The following is a 17,383-nucleotide window of genomic DNA, read 5'->3' as shown; positions in this document are numbered from 1 at the left end:
GTAGCCATCTTAGTGAAGGGCACGGCGAACCGTGCCCGGGAGACAAGTTAGAAGCGGAAGGTCGCGGTAGCAACCACCTGACGCTCAGCGCCCCAATAGCATGCATAGTCACGATAGCAACTTGAAACATACTCACGGTTGAACAGGTTGTTGACATTTACAGCGACGGAAGAGCCAGGTAAACCAAATCGAGCCAGATCATACTTAACCATAGCATCGGCAACCGTATAACTTGGCACGTTAAAGGTGTTATTAACCTGTGGGCCAGAAGCATAGAAGCTCGAGGTTGCCCCAACATAACGAGCACCAGCCCCGAACGTGAACCCGCTCAGAGCAGTTTCGTGGAAGGTGTAATCAGCCCAGAGAGAGGCCATGTTACGTGGAACTTCTGCCGGACGCTTACCTTGATACAGTGTGTCATGCGTATACTCAGCATCGGTGTATGTATAAGCGGCAGTCAGGTTGATATTTGCGTTAACAGCAGCTTTAGCTTCAAGTTCAAAGCCACGAGAACGAATCTCTCCCCCCTGAACACTAAAGGCATTATCGTTAGGATCTACGGTTAAATTTTTATCTTTTGTCAGCTGATAAACGGCAGCGGTGACGGTGACTGGCATATCTTTTGGTACATATTTCACGCCAGCTTCATACTGTTTCCCTTTAGAGGGATCAAATGGCTTACCTTGTTTAGTAGAGCCTGAAACCGGTTCAAAAGATTCGCTATAGCTTACGTAAGGAGAAATACCATTATCAAACAGATAATTAAGACCACCACGCCAGGTGAACTGGTTATCACTTACTTCAGCTAACGTGCCGGATGAGCGAGTAAAGGTGGAAGTTTTAGCAAAATCGTACCGTCCCCCCAGCGTCAGAACAAACTTGTTCCACTCCGCCTGATCTTGCATGTAAAGCCCCGTCTGCTGTTGACGGTTAATTACTGCATAAGGGAAGTTAGCCACAACGTTCGCATTACCGTACTGCGGATTGCTCATGTTGAGCGGATCAGCAGAACCGTATAGAGCATCAATATCGTTGCGCATACGCATGTAATCCACACCGGTTAACAGAGTATGGTCAACAGCTCCTGTGGCAAATTTAGCCTGTGCCTGAGTATCTACAGAGAAGTTACTAAGATCTTCGTCAGAACGAACATAAGCGCGGCTGATTTGTCCAGGCGCAATATAGCCATTTCCGTATACAGAATCATAAAGCGTATGGATTCGCGTGTAGCGCAGATTCTGGCGAACGGTCCAGGTATCGTTGAACTCGTGCGCAAAGCTATATCCAACCATTTGCTGGCGACGAGACATTTTGTTGTCTCTCTCACCTTCATTGAAATCCGTTGGTAATTTGTGAGAGTTGCCATTGGCATCAACATAAGGAACAACAGTTCCCTGACGAGGAAGCCAGCCGTAATAACCTGCGTTAGGATCGCTTTGGAAATTACTTAGGAAAGTGAAATCTGTTTTGTCATCAGGACGCCAGCTAAAGGATGGAGCAATAGCGTAGCGGTTGGATTTAACCATATCTTGCTGAGCATTTTGACTACGGCCCAGCCCTGTCAGGCGGTAGGAAAACTCACCACTATCATCCAACGCATCGCTGAAATCAAAACCTGTCTGCCACAGGTTGTTGGTACCCATTTTAAATTGAATTTCGTGCAACGGCTCAGTCGTTGGACGTTTGCTGACCATACTAACTACGCCACCAGGATGGCTTTTACCATAAAGCACAGAAACAGGGCCACGGAGCAGTTCAACACGCTCCAGGAAATATGGATCCATAGAAGCTTCGGAATAGTTATCCCCTTGCAGCTTCATCCCATCCAAATATTGGTTCGTATTTACAGTAGATGATGTGGTGAAACCACGAATAGATACAACGTCGTAAGTTGAAGAGCTCCCACGAGTAGAGAACACGCTTGGTGTGTAATCAAGAGCTTCTTTTACCGTCTGCGGTTGCCGGGTATCCATCTCTTCACGAGTCACCACCGAAATAGACTGCGGGGTCTTTTCAATAGGGGTATCGGTTTTGGTCGCCGTGGCGCTGCGTTTAGCGGCGATGGTTGGCGATGGCCCCCATGCGCTTTCGGCAGGCGCTGCGGCGGCTGAAACGGTGATAGTGTCTTCTTTTTTGGTCGTGCCGGTGTCCGCCGCGAAGCTATTAACGCTGACGGTGCCCACCGCCGCCGCCACAAACAGGGCAAGCTTACGGACAGGGTTTTTGGCTGGCTGACCTGGGAGTGAACGCGCCATGATATTTTCTCTGGTGAAGTGGTAAATGATAACGTAAACGATAATTATTATTATGCCCGCAGGATAATAGACGAAACGCTGGCTGCATAGCAAGCACCTCACACCCTCAGGCTTATTAAGGGAATAAGAAATAACCAGATGGTTTATGTGGTGTTAATTGGGCGTGAAATTTAAGATAAGAAACGCGTTATGGCGGACAAAAAAGCAAAAAAAACCTCCCCCGGTTAGGGAGAGGTTTGTAAGTGAAGCGAGGCTTAATTGCTGCCGAACATGTCCTTAATCCAGCCGGCAACGCCGTCGCTCTTCTGTTCCTGAGCGGGCTGTTGCTGCTGAGGCTGCTGCTGCGGTTGTTGCTGCGGCTGCTGGCCTGCTGGCGCCTGGCTGAATGGATTAGCCGACTGCTCTTCCTGCTGACTTTGCTGGCAAAGCGCGCTCGGGTTCGTCGTCCAGACAGGCAGCACACGGTCACCACCGCCGCTACACATGAAGTAACCCGCGCCGTTGACGCCCATGTCCACGATATCTTCCGGCTGGGTCAGATCCAGCGGGATCGGCGACTGGTTTGACAGATAACGCTGGTACAGCGACATTGCGCCGCTGGCACCGTACAGCTTGGTTGGCTGGTTGTTATCACGTCCTACCCAGGTAATGGTCACTTCACGGCCATCAACGCCGGCAAACCAGGTATCCACGTTGTTGTTGGTGGTGCCCGTTTTCCCGGCCAGATGCAGGTTCGGGTATTTCCCGCCCAGCGCACGGCCTGTACCGCGAGCCACCACCTGCTGCATACCAAACAGCGTCAGGTAAGCAGCCTGCGCAGGCACCGCCTGCTCCGCCTGTGGGAAGCTCTGATACAGCACGGTGCCGTCTTCAGCAATCACCGACCGCAGCGCGGAAAGCGTGGCGCGGTTCCCGCCACTGGCAATCGTCTGGAACGCCTGCGCAACCTGAATAGGCGTCAGGTTCAGCGCCCCCAGAATCATCGCCGGCACCGGATTAAGCTGGTCTTTGGGTACCCCAAGCTTGGTCCAGGTATCGGTAATGGCCGGCAGGCCCAGCGTCATACCCAGGTTTACGGTTGGCACGTTCATCGAACGCGTCAGCGCATCCACCAGCATCACTTGCCCGCTGTACTGGTGGTTATCGTTCTGCGGCGACCAGACCTGGCCATTCGACAGTTTGATGCCAATCGGGGCATCGGCAAGCCAGGTGTTCAGGCGGAACTTATCCGGCTGGCTCAACGCCGTCAGATAAGTGGCCGGTTTTGCCAGCGAGCCAATGGAGCGACGAGCCTGCAGCGCACGGTTAAAGCCCGCAAACTGCGGTTCCGCGCCGCCGACGACCGCGCGAACTTCACCGGTAAAGCGGTCAACAATGACCATCGCCGCTTCCAGGTCGTTCAGCTTACGGGAAGCACGCAGCACCGGAACGCCTTCGGTCACTGCTTTTTCTGCCGCATCCTGAGACACGGAGTCAAAGGTGGTGAAGATCTTCACGCCGGACAGGTCTTTTACCTTGTCGCCCAGCTTATCCTGAAGCTCCTGACGCACCATCTGCATAAAGGCTGGCTGTGGCGAAATCACGCCGCCGCGAGGCTGCACGCCCAGAGGACGCGCGCTCAACATGTCGTACAGCTCCTGATCGATAACTTTCTGTTCCTGCAGCAGGCGCAGGACCAGGTTACGACGTTCAAGCGCCAGCTTCGGATTTCGCCATGGGTTATACAGCGATGCCCCTTTCACCATACCTACCAACAGCGCCTGCTGGTCGAGGCTAAGCTCTTCCACCGGGCGGCCGAAGTAATACAGGCTGGCCAGCGGGAAGCCACGAATCTGATCGTCGCCGCTCTGGCCGAGGTACACCTCGTTCAGATACAGCTCAAGAATGCGATCTTTGTCGTAGCGAGCATCCATGATCAGCGCCATGTAGGCTTCGTTGGCTTTACGCCACAGCGTACGCTGGTTGCTCAGGAAGAGGTTTTTCACCAGCTGCTGAGTCAGCGTACTGCCGCCCTGCACCGCTCGCCCGGCCGTCAGGTTTGCGACAACGGCGCGGCCAATAGAGTAAATGCTGATCCCGTCGTGCTCATAGAAATGGCGGTCTTCGGTAGCAATCAGCGTGTCCACCAGCAGATCCGGGAAGCCGGAACGCGGCACGAACAGGCGCTGCTCGCCGTTTGGCGAAGAAAGCATGGTGATCAGCCGCGGGTCGAGGCGGAAGATACCGAAGCTGCGGTTATTATCCATGTTCTGGATGGATTCCAGATGGCCACCGTCGAACACCAGGCGAGCGCGAATCTGCCCTTCTTTACCGTCCGGGAAGTCAAACGGGCGGCGAATCAGCTCGATGTTGTTCCCCTGCACGGTGAACTCGCCCGGGCGCGTCATGCTCGACACCTGCCGGTACTGCGTCGCTTCCAGCAGCTTCACCATCTCCGCTTTGCTGTAAGGCATATCTGGCTCAAGGTTTACCATGCGGCCATAGACCGCCGCCGGAAGCTGCCAGACTTTGCCGTCAATGCGGCTGCGGATCTGCTGATCGAGGTACACACCGTAAATAACCAGCACCACAAAGAAGATGATCGCCAGCTTCACCAACAGCCAGAAGAAACGGCGTTTTTTCGACGGGCGGCCCGAGCCTTTCCCCTTACCTTTTCCTTTACGCGGCGGCATAGGTTCTTCGTCCTCGTAATCATCGTCTTCGTACTCGTCGTCATACTCCTCTTCCTTGAGTCGACGACGGCTCACCTTCTCTTTCGCCGGACGCGTTGGTTTTCCTTTACGTCCAATAGGCTCGCGGTCATTCCCCGCCATGCATCTTCTCCACAAAAGTTCAGGCGCAAAGGCCCGATTCTCCGTTCTTCCGCGCAATGCGAAAGAAGAAATCTCTCAAAAAAAACAACCGGACATTCTTTTCAAGAATGCCTTTTCATGCTCGCTAGCTATCCCATTGGGGAGAGCATCAGGAATACTTTTTCGTCCGGCGCGTCGGGGCAGTATTCGCCGGATCGTCCGGCCAGACGTGCTTCGGGTAACGTCCCTTCATCTCTTTTTGCACTTCGCGCCAGGCCCCGTTCCAGAACGCCGTTAAATCACGGGTGATCTGCAGCGGCCGCTGCGCCGGAGATAATAGCTCAAGCACCAGCGGAACGCGCCCCTCGGCGATGCAAGGCGTCTGTGCTTCACCAAACATTTCCTGAATACGCACCGCCAGTACCGGCGGATTTTCGCTGTCATAGCGAATCGCAATCTGGCTTCCGGTCGGCACAGTGTAATGAGTTGGCAGGGCACTATCCAGCCGTTGACGCATTGGCCAGTCAAGCAAGTTACCCAGCGCCCGGCTAAGGTCGATATTTTTCAACGCACGTAGCGAATGCACGCCGCGCATTTCAGGCAGCAGCCAGTCTTCGAGCTTTGCCAGCAGGGAGTCATCGTCCACCGCAGGCCATTTCTGCTCCGGCAGCCAGCGAGCCGCGCAGCTCAGGCGCAACCGCAGCTGCTGGGCTGGAACGGACCACTCCAGCAGGCCCAGCCCGCGTTCACGAATGCCGTTTAAAATCGCCTGCTGCATTTCCTCTTCGGAAGGCTTCGCTAACAGCTGAGTTTTCACCACTAATTTGCCGATCTGACGCCGCCGCCAGGCTTTTAACGCCCCCCGCTCTTCATCCCACTCCACCGAATCACTTTCCGTCAGCAGATGCGGGATACGAACGACAAGCTCTTCAACATCCAGCGGCAGCGCCAGCAGGATGCGGGCATCCGGCGACTGGCTGCCCTGCAGCAAAAGCGGCGCTATCAGCCATTCATGCCGCGTCATGGCGTCATCCTGCTCCAGCATCGCACCCATGCCGTTGGCTAACTGATAGCGACCTTCTGCCCCGCGCCGCCGGGCGATACGGTCGCTAAACCCGCTTGCCAACAGCGGCATGGCTAGCGAGATATCCGGCTCCCCGCTTCGGGCATTTATTCTTTTCAGCAGTTGAGCGGCGCGCTGCCGCCAGTTACCGTTCCTGCTGTCGAAAAGTGACCGCAAATCGCCGCCGCCCTGAGTACGCGGCGGTTCCTCCAGGATTGCCGCCAGCCACGCGGCTGTGGCCTGCTCATCCGGCGTTTTGGCCGTCACCAGCATTGAGGCAAGACGCGGGTCGTTACCCATTTTCGCCATTTTTTGCCCTTCTGCCGTCAGGCGTTGCTGTTCGTCAACGGCCCCTAGCTGACGTAGCAGACGTTGAGCTGCCGCCAGGTTGACCTCCGGCGGCACATCAAGCCAGGTTAGCTGGCGCACGTCCTGGCAGCCCCATTGCAATAGCTCCAGCAGCACGCCGGATAAATCACTTTGTAAGATTTCCGGTTCGCTCTGGGCCGCCGCACGTTCGGCCTGGTCGGCGGCGATCAGATGCAGGCATATACCCGGCTCCAGACGCCCGGCGCGTCCGGCCCGCTGGGTCATTGAGGCTTGACTCACACGCTGAGTGGCCAGCCGGGTCAGCCCGGTACGAGCGTCAAAGCGAGCGACGCGCTCCTGCGCTGCATCCACCACCAGGCGAATGCCTTCAATGGTCAAACTGGTCTCGGCAATGTTAGTCGCCAGTACGACCTTCCGGGTTCCCACCGCGGCGGGCAGAATCGCTTTACGCTGCTCGCTCAAAGGTAAAGCGCCGTACAGCGGGCAAAGCTGAACATCGCTCGGCACTCGCTCTTTGAGTTGTTCCTGTACACGCTGAATTTCACCCACGCCGGGTAAAAACAGCAGCAGCGATCCTGACTCTTCACGCAGCAGCCCGGCCACGGCGGCGGCAACTGCGTCATCAAAGCGCTGATGCGCTGGCAAAGCCATGTAGCGGCGCTCAACCGGGAAAGCACGACCTTCAGAGGTAATCACCGGTGCATCCGGCAGGCATTGCTGCAGACGCTGGTTGTCCAGCGTCGCCGACATAATCAGAATTTTAAGGTCATCGCGAAGCCCGGCCTGCACGTCCAGCAACAGCGCCAGGGCGAGATCGGCCTGTAAACTGCGCTCATGAAATTCATCCAGGATCACAAGCCCAATACCGTTGAGCTCGGGATCCTGTTGGATAAGCCGCGTTAGAATCCCTTCGGTCACCACCTCAAGCCGGGTGTTTGGCCCCACACAGCTGTCAGCTCGCATCCGGTAGCCGACAGTTTCACCCGGTTTCTCACCCAATAACTCGGCCAGTCGCTGAGCAACATTGCGGGCAGCAAGGCGACGAGGTTCAAGCAGCAGAATGCGGCCTTCCAGCTTACTCTGCTGAAGGATTTGCAGCGGCAGCCAGGTAGATTTACCTGCGCCGGTAGGGGCATTGAGCAATACTTGCGGGGCGTACTCGAGCGCTTTCAGCACTTCCGGAAGTACGGCCGCAACCGGTAATGAGGACACAAACGGCTCCAAAGGGTTAACATCGGCAGTCGCGCATTGTAGCATCCCGCCAAACCATAACCGAGAGACAAGCATGGCCGAAAATCGACGCCTGTTTTTTGCCCTGACGTTACCGTCCGAGGTTCAGCAGCAAATCATTCACTGGCGAGCCGCCCAGTTCCCGGCGGATGCTGGCCGACCGGTAGTTGCGGCCAATCTGCACCTCACGCTGGCGTTTTTGGGGGATGTCTCCGAAGAAAAACGCCAGGCACTGTGTCGCCTCGCCGGAAGAATTAACCAGCCCGGCTTTACGCTGCGCCTGGACGATGCCGGGCAATGGCTTCGCTCAAGCGTCGTCTGGCTGGGGCCACGCCAGGCTCCGCGCGGCCTGTTGCAACTGGCCAATATGCTACGCTCCCAGGCCGCTCGCAGCGGCTGCTATCAGTCTCCGCAGCCGTTTCATCCCCACGTGACGCTTTATCGCAATGCCATACGCTCCGTGGCGATCCCCGCCCCGGGCTTTAGCTGGCAATTTCAGGTGAATGAATTTTCGCTGTACGAGTCCGTTTTTGAACAGGGTAGAACCCGCTATCAGGCGCTGGAGCGCTGGTCGCTCACTAATAAGGAAGAGTAGATGGAGTTTTCACCCGCGCTGCAGCCCGCCACGCTAATTAAACGCTATAAACGCTTTCTGGCGGACGTTGTAACCGCCAACGGCGAAACCATGACGCTGCATTGCCCCAATACCGGAGCAATGACAGGCTGTGCCACGCCGGGCGACACGGTTTGGTATTCCACATCGGCCAGCCCAACGCGCAAATACCCCCATACATGGGAGCTTACTCAAACACAAAAGGGTGAGATAATTTGCGTCAATACGTTACGAGCAAACACTCTGGTCAGAGAGATGCTGACGACATATCCTCCGACACAACTGGCGGGCTATGACAGCCTTCAGGCCGAAGTAAAATACGGTGAAGAACGCAGCAGAATTGACTTTATGTTACAAGCGAGTAACAAGGTTAACTGCTATATTGAAGTGAAATCAGTCACGTTGCTCCAGCAGGATAAAGGCTATTTTCCCGATGCTGTTAGCCTGCGGGGCCAGAAGCATTTAAGAGAGTTGATGAATGTGGTTCAGCAAGGAGAGCGCGCGGTGCTACTGTTTGCGGTTTTACATTCTGCTATCAATAGCGTCTCGCCAGCCCGCCACATTGATGAGAAATATGCGCGGCTGTTAACCGAGGCACAGCAGTGTGGGGTTGAAATTATCGCCTGGAAAGCAGAACTTTCTGCCGAGAGGATCACTCTAACTACGCCGTTGCCTGTCTATTTATAATCAGCATCTGGTTAAGGACAGATAACGTATTGTCTTTTTTATAGTCGGGTCGTTTCGCAAATAAGCTTTTCTTCACACGGTTGTCAAGAGAGGAGTTTATATAATTGCCAACCTGAAAAGCATCTGCTATTTATAGCGGCCTGATTTTACCCCGACAGGGGACCGATAAGTGCGTGTTAAGGAGAAGCAACATGCAAGAAGGGCAAAAGCGTAAAACGTCGTCCCTGAGTATTCTCGCCATCGCTGGGGTGGAGCCATACCAGGAGAAAACGGGCGAAGAGTACATGAACGAAGCCCAGCTGTCGCACTTCAAGCTTATTCTTGAAGCATGGCGTAATCAGCTCAGGGACGAGGTAGATCGCACCGTTTCGCACATGCAGGATGAAGCGGCTAACTTCCCGGACCCGGTAGACCGTGCGGCCCAGGAAGAAGAGTTCAGCCTCGAACTGCGTAACCGCGATCGTGAACGCAAACTGATCAAAAAGATCGAAAAAACGCTCAAGAAAGTGGAAGACGAAGATTTCGGCTACTGCGAATCCTGTGGTGTAGAAATCGGCATTCGTCGCCTTGAAGCACGTCCGACCGCTGATTTGTGTATCGACTGCAAAACGTTGGCAGAAATCCGCGAAAAACAGATGGCCGGCTAACGGCCCTCGGAAATGCCAAACCTCTATGGCGGGAGACTCTCCCGCCATATTACTTTATTGCACCCCAAAAAATGTCAGCTCAACTCTACATTGGCCGTTTTGCCCCCTCACCTTCCGGGGAACTGCATTTTGGCTCACTCATTGCCGCTCTTGGCAGCTACCTCCAGGCTCGCGCTCAACAGGGTCGCTGGCTGGTACGCATCGAAGATATCGATCCTCCTCGCGAAGTTCCCGGCGCCGCCGACACCATCCTCAAACAGCTTGAGCATTACGGCCTGCACTGGGATGGCGATGTGCTATGGCAATCCCACCGCCATGAGGCCTATCGCGCCGCGCTGAACTGGCTCCGGCAGCAAGGGCTGAGCTATTACTGCACCTGCACTCGCAGCCGTATTCAGCAGATCGGCGGTTTCTACGACGGGCATTGCAGAACCCTTGGTAATGGGCCACAAAACGCCGCAATGCGCCTGGTGCAAAACAACCCGGTGCTGAGCTTCCAGGACGGCCTGCGCGGGCAATTGCATGCCGATGAGTCTTTGGCGCGGGAAGATTTCATCATTCACCGTCGTGACGGTCTGTTCGCCTATAATCTTGCTGTCGTGGTGGATGACCACTTCCAGGGCGTGACGGAGATCGTGCGCGGTGCAGATTTGATAGAGCCGACGGTACGGCAAATCTCGCTATATCAGCAGTTTGGCTGGCCCGCTCCCGGCTATATTCATCTGCCACTGGCGCTCAACGAGCAGGGCTCTAAGCTTTCGAAGCAGAATCACGCGCCCGCGCTGCCGCAGGGCGATCCTCGCCCGCTGCTGGTGGAAGCGTTGCGCTTTTTAAATCAACAAGTAGCGGACGGCTGGCAAGATCTGACGCAGGAAAGGCTGCTGGAGCAAGCCATAATGAACTGGTCGCTTAATAGTGTGCCGGTGAATACATCATTCTCAAATGCCCCACACTGAGCTATGATTAGCCGCTGTTTTTTTTGTCCCTATGATTGACACTGCCGAGGTGGACTATTTTTACCCGAGTCGCTAATTTTTGCCGCAAGGTGCTTAACCGCGATGACGTCGTGGTCGAGGAGACCGAAACTCTCCCGCACATTACTGTTATCCCGCGCGATCAGCACGCTATTTCCCGCAAAGATATCAGTGAAAATGCCCTCAAGGTACTCTACCGTTTAAACAAAGCAGGCTACGAGGCTTACCTCGTCGGCGGCGGCGTCCGCGACCTGCTGCTGGGCAAAAAACCGAAAGATTTCGACGTCACCACCAGCGCGACGCCAGAACAAGTTCGCAAACTGTTCCGTAACTGCCGCCTGGTAGGCCGCCGTTTCCGCCTGGCTCACGTGATGTTCGGGCCTGAAATCATCGAAGTGGCCACCTTCCGCGGCCATCATGAAGAGCAGCAGTCTGCCGACCGTCAGACCTCGCAGCGTGGCCAGAACGGCATGCTGTTGCGTGATAACATCTTTGGTTCTATCGAAGAAGATGCTCAACGCCGCGACTTCACTATCAACAGTCTTTACTACAGCGTGGCCGATTTCTCCGTGCGGGATTACGTCGGCGGCCTGAACGATCTGAATAAAGGCATTATTCGCCTGATTGGCGACCCGGAAACGCGTTACCGCGAAGATCCGGTGCGAATGCTGCGCGCCGTGCGCTTTGCCGCCAAGCTGAATATGACCATCAGCCCGGAAACCGGCGAGCCGATTCCTCGCCTTGCCACGCTGCTGAACGATGTGCCCCCGGCGCGTCTCTTTGAAGAATCGCTCAAACTTCTGCAGGCCGGATACGGGTTTGAAACCTACCAACTGCTGCGTGAATATCAGCTCTTCCAGCCGTTGTTCCCGATCATCACCCGCTATTTCACCGAGCAGGGCGACAGCCCGATGGAACGCATTATTGCGCTGGTGCTGAAGAACACCGATACCCGCATTCATAACAATATGCGCGTAAATCCGGCGTTCCTGTTTGCGGCGATGTTCTGGTATCCACAGCTGGAAATGGCGCAAAAGATTGCCCAGGAAAGCGGCCTCGCCTACTACGACGCCTTTGCGCTGGCGATGAATGAAGTGCTGGATGAAGCCTGCCGTGCGCTGGCGATTCCAAAACGCATTACTACGCTGGTGCGCGATATCTGGGGCCTGCAGCTTCGTCTGTCCCGCCGCCAGGGTAAACGCGCCTGGAAGCTGATGGAGCATCCTAAATTCCGGGCGTCTTACGACCTGCTGGCGCTGCGCGCGGAAGTCGAGAACAACCAGGAACTGCTGCGTCTGACCAAATGGTGGGGCGAGTTCCAGGTCGCTGCGCCGCCAATGCAAAAAGATATGCTGAACGACCTTGGCGATGAGCCTGCAGCTCGCCGCCGCACGCGTCGCCCACGCAAACGCGCGCCACGTCGCGAAGGTAATTCATGACCCTCGCGTATATCGCGCTGGGCAGTAACCAGGCGTCGCCGCTGGAGCAGGTTTCATCTGCTCTTGACGCCCTGGCCGCCATTCCACAAAGCCGAATGGTGGCCACTTCTTCGTTTTACCGCACCCCCCCGCTCGGCCCGCAGGATCAGCCAGATTATCTGAATGCTGCCGTGGTGCTGGACACCGACCTGTCTGCCGAAGCCCTTCTGGACCATACCCAACGTATTGAACTGGAGCATGGCCGCGTGCGCAAAGCAGAGCGCTGGGGGCCGCGGACGTTAGATCTCGATCTTATGCTGTTTGGCGATGAGGTGATGCACACCGAACGCCTGACTGTACCTCATTACGACATGAAGAACCGCGCGTTTATGCTGGTTCCTCTGCTGGAAATAGCACCGGAATGCCGCTTTCCCGACGGGCAGTCTGTTGCCGCGATACTGGCTAGCCTCTCCCAGGAGGGCATCACCCGCTGGTAAACAGCGCGCCCGTATCCTGTTCTAACCTTTCTCCGGGGATGATGATGAAACCCACTACCACCTCCACCCTGCGTAAGCTCAAGCAGGATAACAAGAAATTCGCCACCCTTACCGCCTATGACTTTAGCTTCGCTAAGCTGTTTGCTGACGAAGGCGTCGGCGTTTTGCTGGTTGGCGATTCGCTGGGCATGACGGTTCAGGGCCACGACTCTACGCTGCCGGTCACGGTGGCAGACATTGCCTACCACACTCGTGCGGTTCGCCGCGGTGCGCCAAACTGCCTGCTGCTGGCTGACCTGCCGTTTATGGCCTACGCCACGCCGGAGCAGGCGTTTGCCAACTCCGCAGAGGTCATGCGCGCCGGGGCTAACATGGTGAAAATCGAAGGCGGCCGCTGGCTGGCTGACACGGTGAAAATGCTGACGGAGCGCGCCGTTCCTGTATGTGGTCATTTGGGATTAACGCCGCAGTCGGTCAATATTTTTGGCGGGTATAAAGTTCAGGGCCGCGACGAACAGGCCGCGCAAACGCTGCTGGATGACGCTCTGGCGCTGGAAGCCGCTGGCGCCCAGCTGCTGGTGCTGGAGTGCGTTCCCGTTGAGCTGGCTAAACGCGTAACCGAAGCGCTTTCTATCCCGGTGATTGGCATTGGCGCGGGCAACGTCACGGACGGGCAGATTCTGGTGATGCATGATGCCTTTGGGATTACCGGCGGCCATATTCCTAAGTTTGCGAAGAATTTCCTTGCTGAGACCGCCGATATTCGCACCGCGGTGCGCCAGTACATTAGTGAAGTCGAATCCGGCAGTTATCCGGGCAACGAACACAGTTTTTACTGACAGGAGATAGGTTGTGCTGATTATCGAAACGTTACCGCTGCTGCGTCAGCAGATTCGCCGCTGGCGCCAGGAAGGAAAACGCATCGCCCTGGTGCCGACCATGGGCAACCTGCACGATGGGCACATGACGCTGGTGGAAGAAGCCAAAGCCGTGGCTGATGTGGTCGTGGTCAGTATTTTCGTGAACCCGATGCAGTTTGACAGACCGGACGACTTAGCCCGCTACCCGCGCACCCTGCAGGAAGATTGCGAAAAGCTGAACCGCCGCAAGGTGGATATGGTCTTTGCCCCGGCGCCGGTTGACGTTTACCCTCAGGGCCTCGACACACAGACATTTGTGGATGTGCCGGGCATCTCCACCATGCTGGAAGGCGCCAGCCGCCCAGGGCATTTCCGTGGTGTTTCCACCATTGTCAGCAAACTGTTCAACCTCGTTCAGCCCGACGTTGCCTGCTTTGGCCAAAAGGATTATCAGCAGCTAGCGCTGATCCGCAAAATGGTCGCCGATATGGGCTACGACATTGAGATTATTGGCGTGCCGACCGTGCGCGCTAAAGACGGCCTGGCGCTCAGCTCACGTAATGGCTACCTGACAGCAGATCAGCGTAAAATCGCCCCGGGATTGAGCAAGGTCATGAACGGCCTGGCGGAAAAACTGCGCGGCGGCGACCGTGATACCGAAGAGATGCTGATCCTCGCGGCAACAGAATTGAACGAAAAAGGTTTCCGTTCTGATGACCTGCAAATCCGCGATGCGGACACTTTGCTGGAGCTGTCAGCGGAAAGCAAACGTGCGGTGATCCTGATGGCGGCCTGGCTCGGTCAGGCCCGACTGATTGATAACGTCACCGTCGATCTGGCGCAGTAGACAGCCTAAATAAAAAGGGCAATACTGCCTCGAATATCCACGGCGCGGGTGATATCCGCGCTTTTTAAGCCCAGTAACAAAGGTTCAAGTTTATGATTCGCACCATGCTGCAAGGCAAGTTACACCGCGTCAAAGTGACTCAGGCGGACTTGCATTACGAAGGCTCCTGCGCCATCGATCAGGACTTCCTTGAGGCGGCAGGCATTCTGGAATATGAAGCCATCGACATCTACAACGTCACCAACGGGAAGCGTTTTTCTACCTACGCTATCGCCGGTGAACGTGGCTCTAAAATCATCTCCGTTAACGGTGCGGCGGCACACTGCGCCGACGTCGGTGACATCCTGATTATCGCCAGCTACGTTACTATGCCAGATGAGCAGGCGCGCAGCTGGCAGCCAAAAGTGGCCTACTTTGACGGTGAGAATGAGATGAAGCGTCTCGCGAAAGCCGTGCCGGTTCAGGTCGCGTAACAACCGCCCTCGCCTAACCCTCTCCCCACGCGGGATGTACAGTCCGGGGACATGGTAGACAGGTGTTCGCAGACATGGTGAACACTTTTTAACATCCTTTACCCATGGTGATCGACTTATTCTTCAGGTCGATCACCCCCACTTTCGTGCTGTACCACCACACTTCATAACACCCGTCTTCCATCGTCTCTTTCAGTCCCACATATTCTCCTCTGAATGCTTTACCTGCCTTCAGACTGCTGCCCCTGAAGCTCAGCTTTCCGCTGATATCGACCTTCCGTACCTCCACTCCCTCATCGTATTCCGGTGGCTTAACGTCTGCACTGTACTGCCGGGACGATGGCTGATATCGCGAAGCCGGTGCCTTCATCGCGAGGGCCTCGTGGGGCCGCTCCAGGTTATACACCGTCCGCCAGTGGTCGAAGGCCCGTTGCAACTGCTGGCTGTCCGTAAACCACTGGCCCTGCAGCACTTCCGCCTTCAGACTGCGGTGAAAACGCTCCAGCTTGCCCTGTGTCTGTGGGTGGTAAGGCCGGGAATGGCTCCCCCGGATACTCTGGCGCATCAGCCACAGTTCCAGTGCTGTCCAGGTCCCGGTGGTATCTCCCCACGGCGCACCGTTATCCATCGTCATCCTCTCCGGCAGGCCATAGCGTTCAAAGACATTAATCAGTTGGGTCTGCACGGTGACACGGCGTTCATCGGTACAGTGAGCCAGACAGAGTGAAAAGCGGGAATGATCGTCCAGCAGCGTCAGCGGATGGCTGCGGCCACCGGCAAAGGAAAAGTGGCCCTTAAAATCCATCTGCCAGAGCTGGTTAGGCGCACTGTGTTCATAGCGGCCGGTAGCCGGGATGCCGGGAGGAACACCGGGCAGCAGACCGTGACGGGCCATCAGCTTATGAACGGTACTGAAGGCGGGCAACTGATGCCCGTGGTCTTCAAGCCAGCCCTTAATCTTGCGGGCCCCCCAGCGTGGATGTGTGGCATGTGCCATCCGCAGCAGGTCGGTAATGCTGTCGTCGGTTCTTGCGGGAGAAAAGTGTGGTGCACGTGAACGGTCAGCAAGACCGGCAGTGCCGTCCTGTAACCAGCGATGAAGCCACTTGTAGCCAGTGGCAGGAGAAATGCCATAGCGACGGCACAGAAGACGAATGTTCGCCCCGTCCTGCGAGGCGAGCAGAACAAACTCAGAACGTAATGACATGGTATCTCTCGCATCCCACGGCATAAGCGGCTCCATAAACGGGTTCTTATGCCTTAGTTGTAAGTGTCTACCATGTCTCCGAACAAGTGTTCACGATGTCCCCGGACCGTACACGGGAGAGGGGATCGAACAACCCCAGTTTAGCTCACGTACTCACGATTCAGGCTGATTGGTAATCGTCCTCGACATCGTCTCCAGAGAATCCGTCCTCATAATATAAAGCCGCTTCAGCAAGAACGGGTTGTCGCCCGGTTTCACCTTCCCACGCACCGTGGTTACCGCCATATGGAATCCTGCATCGTTCGCCGCTTTTACCGCAATATCGTTATAGCCGCCAAACGGATAAGAGAGATAAAGCACGTGCGGATTGAACTGCGACAGCGCACGGCGCGAGTGCTCAAAATCAAACAGGATATTGTGGTAACTACGGCTCAGAAGAATCGGGCGGCGGTAGTTATCCACGCGATGCAGGAAATGCGTGTGCGACTGAATATCGAACACGCTTTGAATCGCCTCCAGCTCAGAAATACTCATAAACTGCAGAGACTTTGGATTCCACGGCTGTGGATGGCGCTTAATGCGCGACGAGATAATGTAAGCCGTCGCTTTAAAGCCGTACTGTTTCAGAATCGGGAACGCGTAACGGTAGACTGATTTCAACCCGTCATCAAAGGTGATCACCACCGAGCGAGCCGGGAGATTCATACGGTTACGCAGATAACCTTCCAACTGATACATCGTCAGCGTGGTGTAGCCCATGTCACGCAGCCAGGTCATCTGGTTACTGAACGCAACCACCGAGGTGGTCGTCGACGTATGGCGGAAACGCGTATTTTCCTCATCACGCAGAATGTGGTGATAGGTCAGAACCGGAATGCCGTTATCCGGCTGCGCGTCCAGGCTGCTGATGTAGCCCAGGCGATTGCCAATGCGAATTTGGTACCAGGTCTGGTTCAGGCGATCTTTGAGCTTGCCGATGATTGGGTAACGCAGGTTATCTGCCAGCGTGCCAAACACCGCTGACGAGGTGGCCGGCTCGCTATAGATAGCCACGTCGCGGAAGGTGATCAAGTTTTGGTTACTCAACGGATTGTTGAGATCCCCCAGCCGGTCTTCCACTCGCTGCTTGCCTTTTACCGGGCCAAGATGCGCCTTGTCGATAAACCCGGTACCGAAGCCGAAATTAAACTCGTAGTAATCTGCGGCCGTCGGCACCACCGCCAGGATTTGCCCCTGGCCGATACGGCCGACGGAAATCACATTATCACCCACCTGCGCCCAGATATCGGCATCTTCGGTGGTTTGCATATATTGGGCGGGAGTGTCATGGCTACTGAGCAGGCTAGCCTGAGCAGTTCCGATGCTGATGACCAGCATGACGCAATAAACAAGGCGAGTTAACATGGCAAATTAGTCAGTTTTTGTCGGAAAGACGGAAGGAAGTCATTAGTTTAGCAAAAGACAGAGGAATACCAACCTCAATAGATACA

14 protein-coding genes are annotated in these 17,383 nt (G+C 55.6%); 9 read left to right on the top strand and 5 right to left on the bottom strand.

Annotated features, from left to right (window positions below; all coding sequences use genetic code 11):
- Nucleotides 1-47: 47 nt before the first annotated feature.
- The 3 genes from fhuA to hrpB form a co-directional block, all read right to left on the bottom strand.
- The gene (fhuA, locus tag F3J26_RS10135; protein WP_166993589.1) at nucleotides 48-2,255 is read right to left on the bottom strand and encodes a ferrichrome porin FhuA; all 2,208 of its coding nucleotides are present in this window, start codon (nucleotides 2,253-2,255) and stop codon (nucleotides 48-50) included.
- Between the two features lie 254 nt (nucleotides 2,256-2,509).
- On the bottom strand, nucleotides 2,510-5,068 hold the full coding sequence (mrcB, locus tag F3J26_RS10130) for a bifunctional glycosyl transferase/transpeptidase (protein WP_008460368.1): 2,559 nt from the start codon (nucleotides 5,066-5,068) through the stop codon (nucleotides 2,510-2,512).
- 148 nt (nucleotides 5,069-5,216) lie between these two features.
- A complete protein-coding gene (gene hrpB, locus F3J26_RS10125; RefSeq protein ID WP_166993587.1) occupies nucleotides 5,217-7,652 on the bottom strand; it encodes an ATP-dependent helicase HrpB in 2,436 nt (811 codons plus the stop codon).
- Between the two features lie 73 nt (nucleotides 7,653-7,725).
- On the opposite strand from hrpB, the gene thpR reads away from it, so the two are divergent.
- From thpR to panD, 9 genes are all read left to right on the top strand, one after another.
- Complete coding sequence (thpR, locus tag F3J26_RS10120; protein WP_166993585.1) at nucleotides 7,726-8,265, top strand: RNA 2',3'-cyclic phosphodiesterase; 540 nt, start codon at nucleotides 7,726-7,728, stop codon at nucleotides 8,263-8,265.
- Nucleotides 8,266-8,970 carry a DNA/RNA nuclease SfsA gene (gene sfsA / locus F3J26_RS10115; protein WP_166993583.1) on the top strand — a complete coding sequence of 235 codons (705 nt, stop codon included), beginning with the start codon at nucleotides 8,266-8,268 and terminating at the stop codon, nucleotides 8,968-8,970.
- Nucleotides 8,971-9,161: 191 nt separating this feature from the next.
- Nucleotides 9,162-9,617 (top strand): RNA polymerase-binding protein DksA, encoded by a 456-nt coding sequence (gene dksA, locus F3J26_RS10110; RefSeq protein WP_008460361.1) that lies wholly within the window; start codon nucleotides 9,162-9,164, stop codon nucleotides 9,615-9,617.
- A gap of 71 nt (nucleotides 9,618-9,688) precedes the next feature.
- Complete coding sequence (gluQRS, locus tag F3J26_RS10105; protein ID WP_166993581.1) at nucleotides 9,689-10,573, top strand: tRNA glutamyl-Q(34) synthetase GluQRS; 885 nt, start codon at nucleotides 9,689-9,691, stop codon at nucleotides 10,571-10,573.
- A gap of 56 nt (nucleotides 10,574-10,629) precedes the next feature.
- Nucleotides 10,630-12,030 (top strand): polynucleotide adenylyltransferase PcnB, encoded by a 1,401-nt coding sequence (gene pcnB / locus F3J26_RS10100; protein ID WP_336707856.1) that lies wholly within the window; start codon nucleotides 10,630-10,632, stop codon nucleotides 12,028-12,030.
- On the top strand, nucleotides 12,027-12,506 hold the full coding sequence (folK, locus tag F3J26_RS10095; RefSeq protein ID WP_008461854.1) for a 2-amino-4-hydroxy-6-hydroxymethyldihydropteridine diphosphokinase: 480 nt from the start codon (nucleotides 12,027-12,029) through the stop codon (nucleotides 12,504-12,506). Before pcnB ends, folK begins: the two co-directional genes overlap by 4 nt.
- A 44-nt stretch (nucleotides 12,507-12,550) precedes the next feature.
- Nucleotides 12,551-13,345: a 3-methyl-2-oxobutanoate hydroxymethyltransferase gene (gene panB / locus F3J26_RS10090; RefSeq protein ID WP_166876740.1), complete on the top strand. Its 795-nt coding sequence runs from the start codon at nucleotides 12,551-12,553 to the stop codon at nucleotides 13,343-13,345.
- 13 nt (nucleotides 13,346-13,358) lie between these two features.
- The gene (panC, locus tag F3J26_RS10085) at nucleotides 13,359-14,213 is read left to right on the top strand and encodes a pantoate--beta-alanine ligase (protein WP_166993577.1); all 855 of its coding nucleotides are present in this window, start codon (nucleotides 13,359-13,361) and stop codon (nucleotides 14,211-14,213) included.
- 92 nt (nucleotides 14,214-14,305) lie between these two features.
- Nucleotides 14,306-14,686, top strand: a complete 381-nt coding sequence (panD, locus tag F3J26_RS10080) for an aspartate 1-decarboxylase (protein WP_008461846.1) — start codon at nucleotides 14,306-14,308, stop codon at nucleotides 14,684-14,686.
- An 88-nt stretch (nucleotides 14,687-14,774) separates the two neighbouring features.
- On the opposite strand, the gene F3J26_RS10075 is transcribed toward panD, so the two are convergent.
- The gene (locus tag F3J26_RS10075; protein ID WP_502706582.1) at nucleotides 14,775-15,917 is read right to left on the bottom strand and encodes an IS481 family transposase; all 1,143 of its coding nucleotides are present in this window, start codon (nucleotides 15,915-15,917) and stop codon (nucleotides 14,775-14,777) included.
- Between the two features lie 129 nt (nucleotides 15,918-16,046).
- A complete protein-coding gene (locus F3J26_RS10070) occupies nucleotides 16,047-17,297 on the bottom strand; it encodes a polysaccharide deacetylase family protein (protein ID WP_008461844.1) in 1,251 nt (416 codons plus the stop codon).
- Nucleotides 17,298-17,383: the final 86 nt, after the last annotated feature.

Origin of the sequence: Enterobacter sp. Ap-867 (assembly GCF_011752855.1) — a bacterium.
Taxonomy (GTDB): Bacteria; Pseudomonadota; Gammaproteobacteria; order Enterobacterales; family Enterobacteriaceae; genus Cedecea.
This window is presented reverse-complemented; position numbering and strand designations above follow the sequence as displayed.

Coding starts and splice junctions, on each gene's coding strand:
- fhuA (WP_166993589.1), bottom strand. CDS start 2,255: ATGGCGCGTTCACTCCCAGGTCAGCCAGCCAAAAACCCTGTCCGTAAG.
- mrcB (WP_008460368.1), bottom strand. CDS start 5,068: ATGGCGGGGAATGACCGCGAGCCTATTGGACGTAAAGGAAAACCAACG.
- thpR (WP_166993585.1), top strand. CDS start 7,726: ATGGCCGAAAATCGACGCCTGTTTTTTGCCCTGACGTTACCGTCCGAG.
- sfsA (WP_166993583.1), top strand. CDS start 8,266: ATGGAGTTTTCACCCGCGCTGCAGCCCGCCACGCTAATTAAACGCTAT.
- dksA (WP_008460361.1), top strand. CDS start 9,162: ATGCAAGAAGGGCAAAAGCGTAAAACGTCGTCCCTGAGTATTCTCGCC.
- gluQRS (WP_166993581.1), top strand. CDS start 9,689: ATGTCAGCTCAACTCTACATTGGCCGTTTTGCCCCCTCACCTTCCGGG.
- folK (WP_008461854.1), top strand. CDS start 12,027: ATGACCCTCGCGTATATCGCGCTGGGCAGTAACCAGGCGTCGCCGCTG.
- panB (WP_166876740.1), top strand. CDS start 12,551: ATGAAACCCACTACCACCTCCACCCTGCGTAAGCTCAAGCAGGATAAC.
- panD (WP_008461846.1), top strand. CDS start 14,306: ATGATTCGCACCATGCTGCAAGGCAAGTTACACCGCGTCAAAGTGACT.
- F3J26_RS10075 (WP_502706582.1), bottom strand. CDS start 15,917: ATGCCGTGGGATGCGAGAGATACCATGTCATTACGTTCTGAGTTTGTT.
- F3J26_RS10070 (WP_008461844.1), bottom strand. CDS start 17,297: ATGTTAACTCGCCTTGTTTATTGCGTCATGCTGGTCATCAGCATCGGA.